Below are 14,516 nucleotides of genomic sequence, written 5' to 3'. Positions count from 1 at the left end.
CGACTTCACCGGCCCCGATCCCGATGGCAGGGGCGCTGTTTTGAAGGGCTTCGGGCTTGCCCGGGGAATCCAGCTCGGCGCGGGCGAGGTGATCAACGGGGCGGGTGACTTCGCCGACGCATCCATCGAGCGTCAACTCGCGTATCACCCGCGCGACAAAGGATGAATGTGTCAGTTTTCAGCAGTGTCTCCCGGCTCGAACTGGGGGTAATCGTCAAGACCTGTGGATCGGCGGTTGCCTCGGAGGGCTCCAATCCGCAGACGAAAATGAGGTGCGCGCGACCTCTGGCGCTGACAAGCTGCGCCGGTGAACCGTGAACAGATCTCCAGGATCGCCCATGCCGATCATCCAATAAAGTCTCCGCTCGATGACGACTCGGTGCGCCGGTTGCTGGAACGCGGCGTCTCGCGCGGCGACGAGCGTGTGCTCGACCTTGGTTGCGGCGGCGGGGAATGGCTCCTGCGCGCCCTGGCCACGCATCCGCACCTGCACGCCGAGGGCGTGGACATCTCCGAGGACGCCCTGGCGCAGGCCCGCCAGGCAGCGAGCCGCCTCGGCGTCCAAGAGCGCCTCGTCCTGCACCACCAGGAGGCCGCAGACTTCGTTTCTTCGGAGTCGTTCGACCTGGTGCTCAGCGTCGGGGCCACGCATGCCTTCGGCGGTCTGCTCCCCACCCTCGCGGCGGCACGCAAGCACCTGGCTCCCGGCGGCCGCGTCCTGATCGGTGAGGGGTTCTGGGACCGCGACCCTTCTCAGGAGGCCATCGAGATGCTCGGGGACTTCACCGACCTGGCGACCACCGTGGACCGCGTTGTCGCCGATGGGTGGGTTCCTGTCGACGGGCACGTCAGCACGCGTCGTGAGCTGGACAACTATGAATGGGCCTGCTGGGGGTCACTGGCCTCATGGGCCCTGGACCACTCTGCCGATCCGGGCAGCTCGCACGTGCTTGCGACAGCCACCACCCGCCGCTCCGAATGGCTGCGCGTCTACCGGGACACCTGGGGCTTCGTCTCCCTGGTCCTGCGTCAGACGTCCGACTGACCCTGGATAGGCCCTGGTGTCCAAGCTCAATCCCGACAGCTCGCAGCGCCGCGCGGCCGGGGTACAGCGGTCTCGTGGTTCGACTCTCGTCCTCAGGCTGCGTGCGCCCCGGGGCGTTCGACGAGTTGGCCTCGTTTGAAGCAGGCTCCGGCCCGGACGAGCGGCACCAGGTGAGCGCCGTTAACGCAGGAACTGCTCCAGCGCGGGCACGAAGTCTCCAGAGGAGAGTCCGTGCAGATAGAGCAGGGGTAGCACGTCGGCGACCTTCGGGGGCTTACGGCACCATGGCGGCAGGATCGCCGAGGAGAACCGCTTGCGCTCTCCGCTGGCGGCGTCGACGCGCTTGTCGTTTATTCGCGGAGCTCGCACCTCGACGACGCCGGCCGAGGTTGTGACCTTCCGGGTCGGTGGTGGCCGTTGCGCACGGCCAGTCGGTGGCGATTTTCGCCGATCGAAGCGTTCAGTCACGGCAAACGGGCCGTACGTCTGTGCCGTCCGAGGCTGATGGGCAAAAATGGCGCGTATGTCTACCATGCCCGAAAATCATGCCGAGGCTGCACATTCGTCCCGATTCAACGACTACGACAGGATCGCCGAGGGGTATGCGGCCGAGAACGAGACCAGCCTCCTGAACGCGTACTACGAGCGGCCCGCGATGCTGGAGCTCGCCGGGGACGTGACCGGTCGGCGCATCCTCGACGCCGGTTGCGGCTCGGGCCCCCTGTTCCACGCGCTGCGCGATCGAGGCGCCATCGTGACCGGCATCGACGCGAGCGCCGGGATACTGGAGCTGGCCCGACGGCGGCTGGGCGCCGGCGCGGACCTGCGGGTCGTCGACCTGGCCGGCCCACTGCCCTTTTCCGACGAGGCGTTCGACGACGTCATCGCGTCCCTGGTGCTGCACTACCTGGAGGACTGGGGACCGACACTGGCCGAGCTGCGACGCGTGCTGAGGCCTGGCGGCCGGCTCCTCGTCTCGGTCGATCATCCATTCGCGATCACCCTCATGCGTCACATGGCAGGGGAGAAGCCCAGCTATTTCGAGACCCGTATCCGGACCGAAGAATGGACCATGGGCGGGCAGACCGTCCAGATGAGCTTCTGGGACCGGCCGCTGCACGCGATGACCGAGGCCTTCACCGCGGCCGGCTTTCGCATCAGTGTCATCAGCGAACCGCCGTTTGTGCCGGAAGCCCGCGAACTGTTCCCCGAGGAGTTGCGCGAGATCACCGGCCAGAGGTTCCTGGGCTTCCTGTTCTTCGTTCTCGAAGCCGGCTGACGGCGCCTCGTAACGATCGATTGTGGTGGCTGAGCGTTTCAGCGGGCGATTCCCGCCAACTGAAGCGCTCGGCCACACGGGTGCGATCACCTCGGGCGCGAGGAGGAAGAGAGCGAGCCGGAGCGGATGGCCGAGCAGGCAGGTCACCGCCGAGCGCATCGCGGCCGCCGAGCAGGCCGCCCCCGAGCGCGTCGAGTGCGTCAACGACACCGGCCACGAAGCAGGATCAACCCGGTGCGGGGCAGATGGCGGAGCTCGCCGGCACCCGCATAAACATGCTCGTTATGCATCTATGCACACTATGCATCTTTGGGTGTAGCCTGGCGGGCAGACCCGCCAGCGACGGGCGGCCGAACCGTGCCCGCCCGAGAAAAGGATGTGGTGATGACGACTTCCGGCGAGCAGACCGAGACCAGACCGACGGCGAAATCCCCTACCGCGATGCGCCGACTGCTGTCCGCGGACATGGTCGAGCGGGGCGGATGCCCGTTCGACCCGCCGCCCGGTCTGCGGCAGCGACGTGGACAGGGACCGGTGCAGCCGCTGAAGCTGCTCAACGGTGCTTCCGGCTGGCTGGTCACCGGCCTGGACGAGACCCGCGCCGTCTTGAGCGATCTCCGCTTCAGCTCTGACCGGGTGCGTCACCCCGACGCCACCCAGCCGCACCAGGGCGGGCAGACGGCCGTCGCCGCGCAGGCCGTGGAAAGCCGCACCGACGGGATGTTCGTCTTCATGGACCCGCCGGAGCACACGCGGCTGCGGCGGCTGCTGACCGGCCAGTTCACCGTACGGCGGATGCGGGCGCTGGAATCGCGCATCCGCGAGATCGCCGTGGAGCACATCGCGGCCATGCAGGCCGCAGGCACCGAAGCCGACCTCGTGCCCGCCTACGCGCTGCCGATTCCCTCGCTGGTGATCTGCGAGATGCTCGGCGTCGACTACGCCGACCGGGCCGAGTTCCAGGAGCGCACCGCCGTCGCGCTGAACGCCAACGCCGGTGACCAGGAACGGGCCCACGCCGGCCTTGAGCTGTATGCCTTCATCCAGGAACTGGTGGCGGCCAAGCGGGCCAAGCCGGCCGACGACATGCTGTCGGGGCTCGTCCATGACGCGGACCCGCCGCTGACCGACGCCCAGCTGACCGACATGGCCCTCGTCCTGCTCGGCGCCGGCCACGAGACCACCGCCAACATGCTGGGCCTGGGCACCTTCGCGCTGCTGGAGCACCCCGACCAACTTGCCGCGCTGCGCGCCGACCCCGCCCTCATGGACACCGCGGTCGAGGAGTTGCTGCGGTATCTGTCCATCATCCAGATGGGCGTCAGCCGGGTGGCCACCGAGGACGTCACGCTGGCCGACGTGAAGATCGAAGCGGGTTCCACCGTGATCATCGCGACGCCCGAGGCCAACCGCGACCCCCGCCACTGGAGCGAGCCCGACCGGCTGGACGTGCACCGGCCCCGCAGCCCGCACCTGGCTTTCGGGCACGGCATCCACCAGTGCCTGGGCCAGCAGCTCGCCCGGGCGGAGATGAAGGTCGGTCTGAGCGAACTGCTGACCCGGCTGCCCAAGCTGCGCCTGGCCGTGCCCGCCGACCAGGTGCCGCTGCGCAACGAGATGCTCATCTTCGGGGTGCACTCCCTGCCCGTGACGTGGGCCTGACCGATCCCCTCTAGGCTGGGTTGCCGTCCTCGAGCGGCCGAGGCCCGCCGAGACCGCGGCACGCCACGCGAACAGAAGGGGATCACCATGGTTCGCCTCGACCCGCCGGTCACGGCGGCCCGTGCCGTTCCCGCCACCGGCACAGCGGCCGCGGCCGGGCGCCGCGAGCGTAAGAAGCTGGCCACCCGGGCCGCTGTGCGGGAAGCGGCGCTGCGCCTGGCGCTGCGCGACGGCGTGGAGAACGTCACCGTCGAGCAGATCGCGAGTGAGGCCGACATCGCGGTGCGGACGTTCTTCAACTACTTCTCCAGCAAGGAGGAGGCGGTGGTGGCGGCGGCCGCGGCCGGCGCCGAAGCGCTCATCGCCGAGTTCCGGGCCCGGCCCGGCACCGAATCGGTGTTGCGGGCGCTTCGCGAGGCGGTGATCGCCGTCGTCGACCAAGGTGATGCCGCCGGCCATGATTACGTCAAGGCGCTGCAGCTCATCCGGAGGACGCCGTCGCTCGTTCCTCACCAGCTCGCCGTGCTGGCGGCTCAGGAAAAGGCGCTCGCCGACGCCATCGCCGGACGCATCCAGCCCGGCATCGCGGCCCGGGGCCAAGACCGGCACCACGGCGGACCCGCCTCGGGCGGGATCTATCCGGCGCTGTGCGCGGCGACGGCGCTGACGGCGCTGCGCGTCGTCATGGGACGGTGGCTCGAACGCGCCGACGGCCCGGACGACACGCCGCCCATGGCCGTCCTGTGTGACGAGATCGACGAGGCGATCGCCGAGCTGGCAGCCGGGCTGGACCGGCCCGGAGCGGCGGACGCGGGTGGTCCCGCCGACGCCCCTTGAGGGCGGGACCCCCCACGGGCGAAACGCGCAGGTCATGGCCACAGACTCCTACGTCCTCACGCCGACCGTGACCGGCGCGCACCGCCTTCCGCTCGTCTAGACGCGCGTCCGCGTCGCGGCCTGCTCCCGTCCGCCGAGCAGCCGCTCGTGCAGGGTGCGGGCGGTGCGCACGAAGTCGCTCGACCCCTTGCGGGCCGCCGCCTCCGCGACCGCGGGGACGGGGCCGCGCGCTCCGGCCCAGAGGGCGGCGCCGGTCGCGAAGGAGAGCGCCTGGGTGTGCCCGGAATGCGGCCGCTCGTCAGGTCCTGGCAGGTAGACGGGCAGCAACCCGGTCATGATCTCCCACACCTGCCGGTGCGCGCCCTGTTTCACGCATTCCTCCAGCGCCGAGCGTACGTGGCTCATCTTGGCCACGTCCCTGCGCAGGGACAGCCCGAGCTGCCGCCCGCACTCCACGGCGGGCAGGCAGCCGGCGGCGGCCGCGCCCAGCAGCAGCCGCCGACCGCGCTCGGGCCAGGCGAACATGCCGATCTCGGTCAGCTGGACGGAGATCAGCAGCGCCGTCGCCTCGCCCGTCGGCCCGTCCTGGGAGAACAGCGCCGCCACGTACTCGTGGAAGTAGCCGGCCCGGTCCCAGGTGTTGAGCAGGTGCGGCAGGAGGTGCATGGCCACCGCCTCCCGGTCCGAGGGAAGCGTCAACCGCCAGGAGTCCATGTACAGGCCGTGTCCTTCGCTCGTCCAGGGACGCGGGTCGGACAGCAGCGTGTCGATCAGTGCCAGTCCCGTCGGCTCGATCCGGATGCGGGGGTGCAACCGAGGACTGTGCTCGCCCTTCTGCCGGTCGTGGGTGTAGTCGCCGCCGGCGTGCGACCAGTCCACGCGCAGCTCCGGCTCCGGCCGGTCGGCCAGCCAGCGCGCCAGCGTGGCGCCCGCCTCCGAGGTCAGCTTCCCGGCGCGGTCGATCACATGCGGGTCGACCGCGCGCGGCAGCCGCAGCAGCGCCTGTCCCAGATCGGCGGGAAGGGCCTGGACGCCGGCGTGCTCGTACCCCTCCAGGCGGGCCACCAGTTCGGCGGGGTCGAGGTGGCCGGAGGTCAGGGTCGGGGTGGCCAGCAGGTACGGCGGAAGCGTCCCGGCCTTCAGCGCGGTGTGGATCTCGGCGCAGCGCAACAGCATGGCGTAGTGCGGCGGTGAGACGTGGTGCGGGTCCGGCAGCCGGTCTCGCGGCCTTTCCTCCTCCTTGCCGCGGCCCCTCCAGTGGCCCGACGTCATGATCGACACGCCCAGGATCTCCGCTTCGAGCGGCGGGCCCTCCTTGAAGTGCTCCAGGTTGCCCAGCGGAACGCCTCTTTTCGTGAGGCTCGCGGTGATGCTCTTTCGCATCTCGGCGGGCAGCCGGCCGAACTTCACCTTGACGTCGCCCTCGGCGGTGCGCACGCCGATGACGTGCCTGGCGTATTCGGGAGCGTGTTCGGGCTCGGGGACGGGCGGTTCCTCGCCGGGGTCGGCGGCCTCGCGCAGCAGCGCCTCCGTCCACTCCTCAAGGCGGCACCATTGGCGCAGCTCGTAGATGCGGCCCCGGCCGGGGCGCGGCCGCTTGGACGGGTCGCGGACGAAGCCGTCGAGCCACCGTTCGAAGGCGATGCCGTCGTCGACCCGGTTGTAGGCGGCGGTCAGGTCGTCGAGCGCCGGCGGGAACGGCTCGCGGGCGAGCGGCTCGAACGGCGGCAGCGTCCCGGGCTCGAATCCGTCGGCCGCCTCCGGCTCGGCCGCCACCACGCCGTACGCCTCCGACAGCCGCGCCGCCAGCTCCGCGGGCAGGACGCCCGCCGCCTCGCGCACGGCCTCGGCGCCGGCGGGCGTGAAGCGCCCGGCATGCTTGATGGCCAGGCGCACCGTGCGCTCGCGCACCTCGTACGACTCGCACAGGAATGCCGAGGCGAGCGCCGAGGCCAGGTCGTCGAGGTCGCCGGTCGCGTCGCGGACGGCCTGGTCCAGGAGGGTCAGCCCGGCACGCACGAGCTTGCTCTCGGGACGGAACAGCAGCGCCGACACCGCCTCACCGACCTCCTCGCCGCTCAGCTCGCCCGCGCCGCGCAGCTGCCGCAGCGCCAGCTCGGCCACCGGGCCCGGCGCGGCGGGCAGCAGCCGCAGGTAGTCGCGGGCGCGGTCCTTGCCCGGCGCCGGGGCGAGCATCTCGTGCAGGCGGGCGAAGAACCGCAGGTCGGTGGCGCTGCCGCCGCGCAGGAACCGGCGCACACAGCCGCTGACCAGCGGCTCGGGGGCGAACCGGCCGGCCGCGACCGCGGTGCGCAGCGCCCCCAGCCAGGTGCGGCGGCCGGCGTTCCAGGAGGGCGGGTCGACGTTGTCCTCGCGCAGCGCCCGGCCCACGCCCTCGGCCTCGAACAACCGGGGCACCAGGTGCTCGGCCAGCGGGTCGTGCTCCAGGTCCGGTGGCTGGGACACCCAGGCGATCGTGAGCGGGTCGTGGCCGGGTGGGACGGCGCCGGTGCGGCGCAGCAGCTCCAGGGCCAGTGGCATGCTGTCGTCCCTGGCCTGGGCCCGGCTGCCGCGCAGCCGCAGGGCCAGCCGTACGGCGAGGTCGGCCTGCCACTCCGGCGGCCGCGCGGCGATCACACGCAGCAGCGGCTCGGAGTCGAGTGACCGTCGCCAACGGGTGAGGTCACGCCGGTAGAGCCAGGTCGCCACGGTCGCCGCCCCGTCGAGCACGCCCGCGCCGGCGATCCGCATGGACTCGATCCATTCCTCGCTGCCGGTCCACCTGCCCCGGCGCCGGTCGTGTTCCTCGGCCGCTTCCCTGGCGACGCCGATGTGGCCGGGCAGCTCGCGAGCCACCTCGCGGCGCCCGGCCTTGCCGAGGGCCAGCACGGCGTCCGCGACCAGCGCCGGGTCGCCGGCGGCGATGGCCGTGCGCACGCCCGGCCAGGACCCGTTCTCGGGGGGTGTCGTCATGCCGCACACCATAGAGATCGGCTCCGACAGAACCCGATCATCCCCGAGGGGCGTCTACGGGTCGAGACGTGGTAGCCGTCGCGGAAGGCCCAACGCCGGCGCCTCCTCCTCACCCGCCCCTGTCGTCTTTCAGGACAGGCGTTTCTCCCGGCGGTACGGGCGATCGGACGCCCGGTCGGGTCGCGAGGTCGCATCTCCCCGGCTCCACCTCGCGCCGATCGGCTCCGGGGGTCCGTGACGCCCTTGGCATGAACTTGGAGTAGACGATCGCTTGACTCGAACCCAGGGTAGCCGAACGTTTGCTCAGAGTGATTACGGTGTAGAAGGTCACATGCCAACCAACCCTCAGCACTCACGGGAGCATCATGTACATCCGTACCGCGACGGCGCTGGTCGCCGTCGGGCTTTTCTCCGCCCTGACCACCGCCGCCACCGCCTCGGCCGCCTCGGCCTCGGCCCCCGCCGCGCCGGCCCCCTGCGCCCAGGAGCACCTCGCGCTGATGGAGGCCGAGGACAACCTCGCCAAGGTCGACGCCGTCCCGGCGGTCAAGAACGCCTACGAGGCCATGATGAAGGCACGCGACGCCGCGAACGTCGACAAGCTCTCGCAGCAGATGGCCCAGCACGAGCTCAGCGCCAACGCGCCGGCGTTGGACCCCGCCGCGAAGAAGGCGCTGGACGCCTACAACGCCGCCGGGGCCAAGTACATGCAGGTGCTCAGCGCGGAACTCTCGAAGGTCACACCGCGTCAGCAGAACGCCAGGGACACGCTCAAGAAGTGCCTCAAGGCGAAGTCCTCCTGAACCCGGGCCGCATGACATGATCCGGAGTTCCCGAGACCATGACCGGGGTTCGGTACGTCGTGGGATCGGGGGGCCTCGGCAGAGGCCGGGCCCGGATCGTCGCGGACCCCGGTGAGAACCGAAGCGCCTCCCGGCTCAAGCCGGGAGGCGCTTCGGTTTCCCGGACGCCGGGACGGCGGGGTCGTCCGGCGCCGGGGGAGGTTCAGGCGGGAAGGCCGGTGAGGGCGGCCGCGGACGCGCGGTGGGCGAGGAGGGAGTCGCGGATCTCGCCGGCGCGGATGGCGGTGGTGGACAGGAGGGTGGAGGTGATGCCGTGGGTGTGCTCGGTGCCGCCCTGGAGGTAGATGCCGGCGGTGACCTCGGGGCTGAGCTCCACGCGGTGGTCGCGGCCGACGCGGACGGCGTCCTCCTCGTCGCGCATGCAGAGCTTGGCCGCGTCGCCGAGAAGGGTGCCGATGTCGGAGGGGCGATAGCCGGTGGCGTGGACGAGGACGTCCACGGCCAGGACCCTCCGCTCACCGGTGGGCAGGAACTCCACGGTGACGTCCAGGCGGTCGTCCAGGACGCGGACGTCCCGGATGCGGGAGACGTTGAGGATGCGCAGGCGCTGCCGTCCCTGGACCTTCTCGCGGTACGTGGTCGCGTACAGGGACTGCAGGAGGTCCACGTCGACCACCGAGTAGTTGGTGCTGCGGTGGTAGTCGAAGAAGGACTGCTTCACCCCGGGCGGGGCGTTGAAGTAGATGTCGACCGCTTCGGGATCGAAGATCCGGTTGGCGAAGGGGCTGTCGTCGGCGGGGGTGTAGCCGTACTTGGCGTGGACCGCGCAGACCTCGGTCTCGGCGAGGGTGCGGTGAAGGTAGTCGACCGCCTCGGCGGCGCTCTGCCCGGCGCCGAGCACGAGGGCGCGACGCACCGGGGTGCCCGCGGCGGCCAGTTCGGTGACGCGCGGGACCAGCTGGCTGGTGTGCCAGACCCGGTCGGAAAGAACGGTGTCCGGCGGCAGGTGGGGTTCCAGACCGGTGGCCACGGAGATGTTGCGGGCCCGGCGCAGGATCGTGCGGGCCGGGTCGTCGGGGTCACGGCTGACCACGTCGAACCAGCGGACCTCGCCGTCCTCCGTCATCACCGGCTCGACGGACAGGACCTCGGCGGAGTAGGCGACCAGGTGCCTCACGCGGGCGGCCGCCCACTCGAAGTAGTCGTGGAACTCCACCCGTAACGGGAAGAGGGTCTTCTGGTTGAGGAAGTCCACCAGCCTGCCCCGCTCCTGCAGGTAGCACAGGAAGCTGAAGTCGCTCGCCGGGTCGCGCATGGTGACCAGGTCCTTGAGGAAGGGGACCTGCATCGTCGCGTCGTCGATGAGCATTCCCCGGTGCCAGCCGAAGTGCGGCTGCCTCTCCAGGAATCCGGCCTGTAGTCGTTCCGCGGTTGGAACCCTTGCGTTGTGCTCCTCAACAGCTATGGCCAGTGCCAGATTCGAGGGTCCGAAACCGACCCCCAGGATGTCGTAGATGCTGTCCGGACCACTGTGCAGTGTGTCGTCCACCGCGGCATCGCCTCCCTATGCGGGCCACATCTTAGATAAGGTTAGCCTTGCCTTGCAAGAATGCATATCAAGGAGAGGATCCACCATGCGGGTCGTCATGTTCGGCTACCAAACCTGGGGTCATCGCACGCTGCAGGCTTTGCTGGACGCAGGCCACGAGGTGGTCCTCGTCGTCACCCACCCCAAGAGCGACCACGCCTACGAGAAGATCTGGGACGACTCGGTCGCCGAACTCGCCGAGAAGAACGGCGTCCCCGTGCTGCTGCGCTCGCGGCCCGACGACGACCTGATTCGCGCGCTCCGCGACGCGGCGCCGGACATCATCGTCGCCAACAACTGGCGGACCTGGTTACCGCCGGAGATCTTCGACATCCCGCCGCACGGCACGCTCAACATCCACGACTCGCTGCTGCCCGCGTACGCGGGGTTCTCGCCGTTGATCTGGGCCCTGATCAACGGCGAGAAGGAGGTCGGCGTCACCGCGCACCGGATGAACGCCGAGTTGGACGCGGGTGACATCGTGCTGCAACGGGCCGTGCCGGTGGGGCCGCGCGACACCGTGACCGACCTGTTCCACCGGACGGTCGACCTGATCGAGCCGATCGTGCGCGAGGCACTCGACCTGATCGCCTCCGGCAGGGCGCGGTGGGTTCCGCAGGACCGCAGCAAGGCGAGTTTCTTCCACAAGCGATCCATCGAGGACAGCCGGATCGACTGGAACTGGCCGGCGGAGGACCTGGAGCGGCTGGTGCGCGCCCAGTCGGACCCGTACCCCAACGCGTTCACCCACTACCGAGGGGAGCGCATCCGGATCGTGTCGGCGGAGGTGTCGCAGGCCCGCTACGGCGGCACCCCGGGGCGCGTCTTCATCCGGGAGGGCGACGGCGTGGTCATCGTCACCGGTCTGAACGCCCGGAGCGGGCAGTGGCCCGGGTTGGTCGTCAAGCGGCTGCGCACCGACGACGGTACGGAGCACGCGGCCGTCGACTACTTCCAGACGATGGGCGGCTATCTCACCTCCCGGCCGTGAACGCGGTGCTCAACCGGTCGCGAGGACGGCACGCGGCCGAGTGCGACGACGGCACCCGGCCGGGTGTGAGGACAGGGCCCGGCCGGTCGTGAGAGCGGCACCCGGCAGGACGTGACGACGCTGCTCGGCCGGATGCGGGGGACCAGGGCCCGGCCGGGGAGGGTGACGACGGTGCTCGGCCGGGCGTGGGCGCGGTGCTCAGCCGGCCGTCCCGGCGGACGCCTGCACGTCTGAGACGTCGTGGTGGCGGCCCATCGGGATGATCAACGGTGTGTTGCTGACCGGATCCGTCGTGACCTGGCACCGCAGATTGAAGATCTCCTCCACGGACCGGGCGGTGATGACGTCGGCCGGGGCGCCCTCGGCGACGATGTGGCCCGACTTCATGGCGATGACGTGGTCGGCGTACCGGCAGGCCTGGTTGAGGTCGTGGAGAACCATCACGATCGTACGGTTCTCACGCCGGTTGAGGTCCGTGATGAGGTCCAGGACGTCGATCTGGTGGGCCAGATCCAGATACGTCGTCGGCTCGTCCAGCAGGAGCACCGGGGTGCCCTGGGCGACGGCCATGGCGATCCAGGCGCGCTGGCGCTGCCCGCCGGACAGTTCGTCGACCGCGCGGTCGGCGAGGTCGGTCATGCCCGTGGCGGCCAGCGCGCCGTGGACGGCCTGCTCGTCGAGCTTCGACCACTGCCGCCACCAGGTCTGGTGCGGTGAACGGCCGCGGTTGACCAGGTCGATGACGGTCAGCCCCTCCGGGGCCACCGGCCCCTGCGGCAGGATGCCGAGGCGCCGGGCCAGTTCCCTGGTCGGAATGGACTGCAGGGCACGGCCGTCGAGCTGGACGGCGCCCTGACGCGGGGTGAGAAGACGGGCCAGGGCCCGCAGCAGCGTGGACTTGCCGCAGGCGTTGGCGCCGACGATGGCGGTGATGCGACCCGGCGGGACGACCAGGTCGAGGTTCTCCACGACCAGGCGGCTGTCGTATGACAGGGAGAGGCCGCTCGCCCGCAGGTCCGGATCGGTGGTCGACATGGGTTCAGCCTCCTGAGCCCGCGCGGTTGGCGCGGATGAGCAGCCAGAGTAGGACCGGTGCCCCGAGGACGCCGGTGACGATCCCGACCGGCAGTTCCATGCCGGAGATCAGCGTGCGCGCGATGAGATCGCTGGAGAGCACGACCAGTGCCCCGGCCAGTCCCGAGGCGATCGGGGGCGGCCAGGCGGTGCGGGCCATCCGCTGGGCGATCTGCGGCGCGGCGAGTGCCACGAAGGCGATCGGCCCGGCCGCCGCGGTGCCGAAGGCGATCAGCCCGACCCCCGTGAGCAGCAGGGCCAGGCGGACGGACTGCACGCGGGTGCCGAGGCCGGCGGCGACGTCGTCGCCGAGCTGGAGCGTGCGCATCAGACGGCTCAGCATGAGCGCGATCGGCACCAGCACCACCATGACGGCGGCGAGCGGGACCGCCTGGTCCCAGGTGCGGCCGTTGAGGTTGCCCACCAGCCAGCCGAGCGCGGCCTGCGCCTGGAACTGCCCGCCCCTGGCCACCAGGTAGTCGGTGGCACTGGTGCAGATCCACGACACCCCGATGCCGACCAGGACGATCCGGTAGCCGGTGGTGCCGCGCTTCCAGGCCAGCGCGTAGACGAGCAGGGCGGTGGTCAGCGCGCCGAGCAGCCCGAAGGCCTGGGTGCCGAGGCCGCCGCTCCAGCCCAGCACGATGCCGGCGACGACGGCGGTGCCGGAGCCCTCGGTGATGCCGATCATGTCCGGGCTGGCCAGCGGGTTGCGGGTCATGGTCTGGAACAGCGCGCCCGAGATGCCGAAGGCGACGCCGACCAGCAGCCCGACCGCGGCCCGCGGCAGCCGCAGCTCCCGGACGACCAGCAGGGTGCCGGGGTCGCCGGAGCCGATCAGCGCCTTCATGACCTGGGGCAGGCCGATCGGGTAGTCGCCGGTCGAGACGCCCCAGCAGAGGACGAGAAAAGTGGCGACGGCGAGCGCCGCGCACACCGAGACCAGCCGGAGCCGCAGGATTCCGGAGACGGGCGGCGCGGCCAGCCGGAAGGTCCGGTGGGAGGGAACGGCGTCCGCGCCGGATCGGAGCCGCGCCTTCTTGAGGTTCGAGGGATCGAGAGGAGGGTCGTCGGAACGGACCTCGGGAGACGGGCGGACCATGCTCACACCTCCGCGAGTCGGCGTCGACGGACCAGGGCGATGAAGAACGGGCCGCCGATGAAGGCGACGAGGATTCCGGCCTGGATCTCGATGGGCCGGGCGATGACCCGCCCGATGAGGTCCGCGGTGAGCAGCAGGCAGGGCGCGAGCACCGCCGACAGCGGCAGCAGCCAGCGGTGGTCGGGGCCCAGCCCGGCGTGCTGGGCGAGGATCCGGGCGACGTGCGGGACCACCAGCCCGATGAAGACGACGGGGCCGATGACCGTCACCGCCGCGCCGGTGAGCAGCGTGATCGCGACCACCCCCTGAAGCCGTACGAGACCGAGCCGCTGTCCCAGTGAGGCGGCCACGTCGTCGCCGAGCGCCAGGCTGTTGAGCGCGGGCGCGCAGGCCAGTGCCAGCACCGTGCCGGCGGCGACGAACGGCAGGATCTGGAGCACCACGTCGCCGCTCTGGTCGGCGAGCGAACCGGCCGCCCAGAAGCGGAAGCGGTTGAGCGCCTCCGGGTTGGTCAGGACGACGGCACTGGTGATCGAGGACAGCAGCGAGGTCACGGCGACCCCGGCGAGCGCGAGCTTGACCGGCGTCAGGCCGGAACGCCCCAGCTTGCCCAGCAGGAAGACCAGGACGCTCGCGATGAGCGCGCCCGCGAACGCGAACCAGATGTATTCGAACAGCGACCCCAGCCCGAGCACCGCGACCGACAGCACGATCGCGAAGGAGGCTCCGGCGCTGACGCCCAGCAGTCCGGGGTCGGCGAGCGGGTTGCGGGTCAGCGCCTGCATGAGCGCACCGGACAGCCCGAGGGCGGCGCCGGCCGTGAGGCCCAGCGCGGTGCGGGGCACGCGTACCGACCAGATGACGTTCTCGACGAGCCCGCTGCCCGGGTGGCCGAGAAGCGTCTGCACGACCTGGTCGAGGGGGACGCTCCGGGCGCCGAGCGCGATCGACAGCAGGCAGAGCGCGACGAGGAGGGCGCCGAGCAGCACCACCAGAAAGGCCGGGCGCAGCCTCTCGCTCCGGGTCACCGAGCTGTCTCCACTTTTCAACTTCCTTAGGTTAGGCAGGCCTTAACTTTAATGCCCGGAATCGTACGGTCTCTCCCGACGGAGGGTCTATCTACTTAGGTAATGCTTACCTTAGTATGTGGCGGTCGTGGCTC

Annotated in this window: 12 protein-coding genes and 1 pseudogene; 7 read left to right on the top strand and 6 right to left on the bottom strand. The window is 70.8% G+C overall.

All coding sequences use genetic code 11. From position 1 onward, the window contains the following. Positions 1–40: 40 nt before the first annotated feature. Positions 41–166 carry a hypothetical protein gene (locus J2853_RS15475; RefSeq protein WP_307558495.1) on the top strand — a complete coding sequence of 42 codons (126 nt, stop codon included), beginning with the start codon at positions 41–43 and terminating at the stop codon, positions 164–166. Positions 167–307: 141 nt separating this feature from the next. Beyond that, complete coding sequence (locus J2853_RS15470; RefSeq protein ID WP_307558492.1) at positions 308–1,045, top strand: SAM-dependent methyltransferase; 738 nt, start codon at positions 308–310, stop codon at positions 1,043–1,045. A gap of 186 nt (positions 1,046–1,231) precedes the next feature. Here J2853_RS15470 and J2853_RS15465 read toward each other — a convergent pair. After that, positions 1,232–1,497: pseudogene (locus J2853_RS15465) on the bottom strand (transposase); the annotation flags it as partial. A 62-nt stretch (positions 1,498–1,559) separates the two neighbouring features. Here J2853_RS15465 and J2853_RS15460 point away from each other — a divergent pair. The 3 genes from J2853_RS15460 (at position 1,560) to J2853_RS15450 (ending at position 4,823) form a co-directional block, all read left to right on the top strand. Next, positions 1,560–2,324: a class I SAM-dependent methyltransferase gene (locus tag J2853_RS15460; RefSeq protein ID WP_307558490.1), complete on the top strand. Its 765-nt coding sequence runs from the start codon at positions 1,560–1,562 to the stop codon at positions 2,322–2,324. Positions 2,325–2,789: 465 nt separating this feature from the next. Then, positions 2,790–3,986 (top strand): cytochrome P450, encoded by a 1,197-nt coding sequence (locus J2853_RS15455; RefSeq protein WP_417850192.1) that lies wholly within the window; start codon positions 2,790–2,792, stop codon positions 3,984–3,986. Positions 3,987–4,073: 87 nt separating this feature from the next. Continuing rightward, a complete protein-coding gene (locus J2853_RS15450; protein WP_307558486.1) occupies positions 4,074–4,823 on the top strand; it encodes a TetR/AcrR family transcriptional regulator in 750 nt (249 codons plus the stop codon). A 96-nt stretch (positions 4,824–4,919) separates the two neighbouring features. Here J2853_RS15450 and J2853_RS15445 read toward each other — a convergent pair whose 3' ends face one another. Continuing rightward, entirely contained in the window at positions 4,920–7,796 is a 2,877-nt protein-coding gene (locus J2853_RS15445; RefSeq protein ID WP_307558485.1) for a DUF7824 domain-containing protein, read from the bottom strand. A 365-nt stretch (positions 7,797–8,161) separates the two neighbouring features. Between J2853_RS15445 and J2853_RS15440 the strand changes: the two genes are divergently transcribed. Further along, the gene (locus J2853_RS15440; protein ID WP_307558483.1) at positions 8,162–8,599 is read left to right on the top strand and encodes a hypothetical protein; all 438 of its coding nucleotides are present in this window, start codon (positions 8,162–8,164) and stop codon (positions 8,597–8,599) included. A 202-nt stretch (positions 8,600–8,801) separates the two neighbouring features. Here J2853_RS15440 and J2853_RS15435 read toward each other — a convergent pair whose 3' ends face one another. Then, positions 8,802–10,148, bottom strand: a complete 1,347-nt coding sequence (locus J2853_RS15435) for a lysine N(6)-hydroxylase/L-ornithine N(5)-oxygenase family protein (RefSeq protein ID WP_307558481.1) — start codon at positions 10,146–10,148, stop codon at positions 8,802–8,804. Between the two features lie 85 nt (positions 10,149–10,233). On the opposite strand from J2853_RS15435, the gene J2853_RS15430 reads away from it, so the two are divergent. Next, positions 10,234–11,178: a methionyl-tRNA formyltransferase gene (locus J2853_RS15430; protein WP_307558479.1), complete on the top strand. Its 945-nt coding sequence runs from the start codon at positions 10,234–10,236 to the stop codon at positions 11,176–11,178. Between the two features lie 198 nt (positions 11,179–11,376). On the opposite strand, the gene J2853_RS15425 is transcribed toward J2853_RS15430, so the two are convergent. The 3 genes from J2853_RS15425 to J2853_RS15415 are packed head-to-tail and all read right to left on the bottom strand — an operon-like array spanning position 11,377 to position 14,403. Then, positions 11,377–12,213, bottom strand: coding sequence for an ABC transporter ATP-binding protein (locus J2853_RS15425; protein WP_307558477.1), 837 nt, complete (start codon positions 12,211–12,213; stop codon positions 11,377–11,379). A 4-nt stretch (positions 12,214–12,217) separates the two neighbouring features. Further along, entirely contained in the window at positions 12,218–13,354 is a 1,137-nt protein-coding gene (locus J2853_RS15420; RefSeq protein ID WP_307558475.1) for a FecCD family ABC transporter permease, read from the bottom strand. Positions 13,355–13,356: 2 nt separating this feature from the next. Then, positions 13,357–14,403, bottom strand: coding sequence for a FecCD family ABC transporter permease (locus J2853_RS15415; protein WP_307558472.1), 1,047 nt, complete (start codon positions 14,401–14,403; stop codon positions 13,357–13,359). Between the last annotated feature and the right edge of the window lie 113 nt (positions 14,404–14,516).

It is taken from the genome of Streptosporangium lutulentum (genome assembly GCF_030811455.1).
GTDB lineage: Bacteria > Actinomycetota > Actinomycetes > Streptosporangiales > Streptosporangiaceae > Streptosporangium > Streptosporangium lutulentum.
Note: the sequence above shows the minus strand (reverse complement) of the source record. Positions and strands in the feature narration are given on the sequence as shown.

Coding starts and splice junctions, on each gene's coding strand:
- J2853_RS15450 (WP_307558486.1), top strand. CDS start 4,074: ATGGTTCGCCTCGACCCGCCGGTCACGGCGGCCCGTGCCGTTCCCGCC.
- J2853_RS15420 (WP_307558475.1), bottom strand. CDS start 13,354: ATGGTCCGCCCGTCTCCCGAGGTCCGTTCCGACGACCCTCCTCTCGAT.
- J2853_RS15425 (WP_307558477.1), bottom strand. CDS start 12,213: ATGTCGACCACCGATCCGGACCTGCGGGCGAGCGGCCTCTCCCTGTCA.
- J2853_RS15440 (WP_307558483.1), top strand. CDS start 8,162: ATGTACATCCGTACCGCGACGGCGCTGGTCGCCGTCGGGCTTTTCTCC.
- J2853_RS15455 (WP_417850192.1), top strand. CDS start 2,790: ATGGTCGAGCGGGGCGGATGCCCGTTCGACCCGCCGCCCGGTCTGCGG.
- J2853_RS15460 (WP_307558490.1), top strand. CDS start 1,560: ATGGCGCGTATGTCTACCATGCCCGAAAATCATGCCGAGGCTGCACAT.
- J2853_RS15430 (WP_307558479.1), top strand. CDS start 10,234: ATGCGGGTCGTCATGTTCGGCTACCAAACCTGGGGTCATCGCACGCTG.
- J2853_RS15445 (WP_307558485.1), bottom strand. CDS start 7,796: ATGACGACACCCCCCGAGAACGGGTCCTGGCCGGGCGTGCGCACGGCC.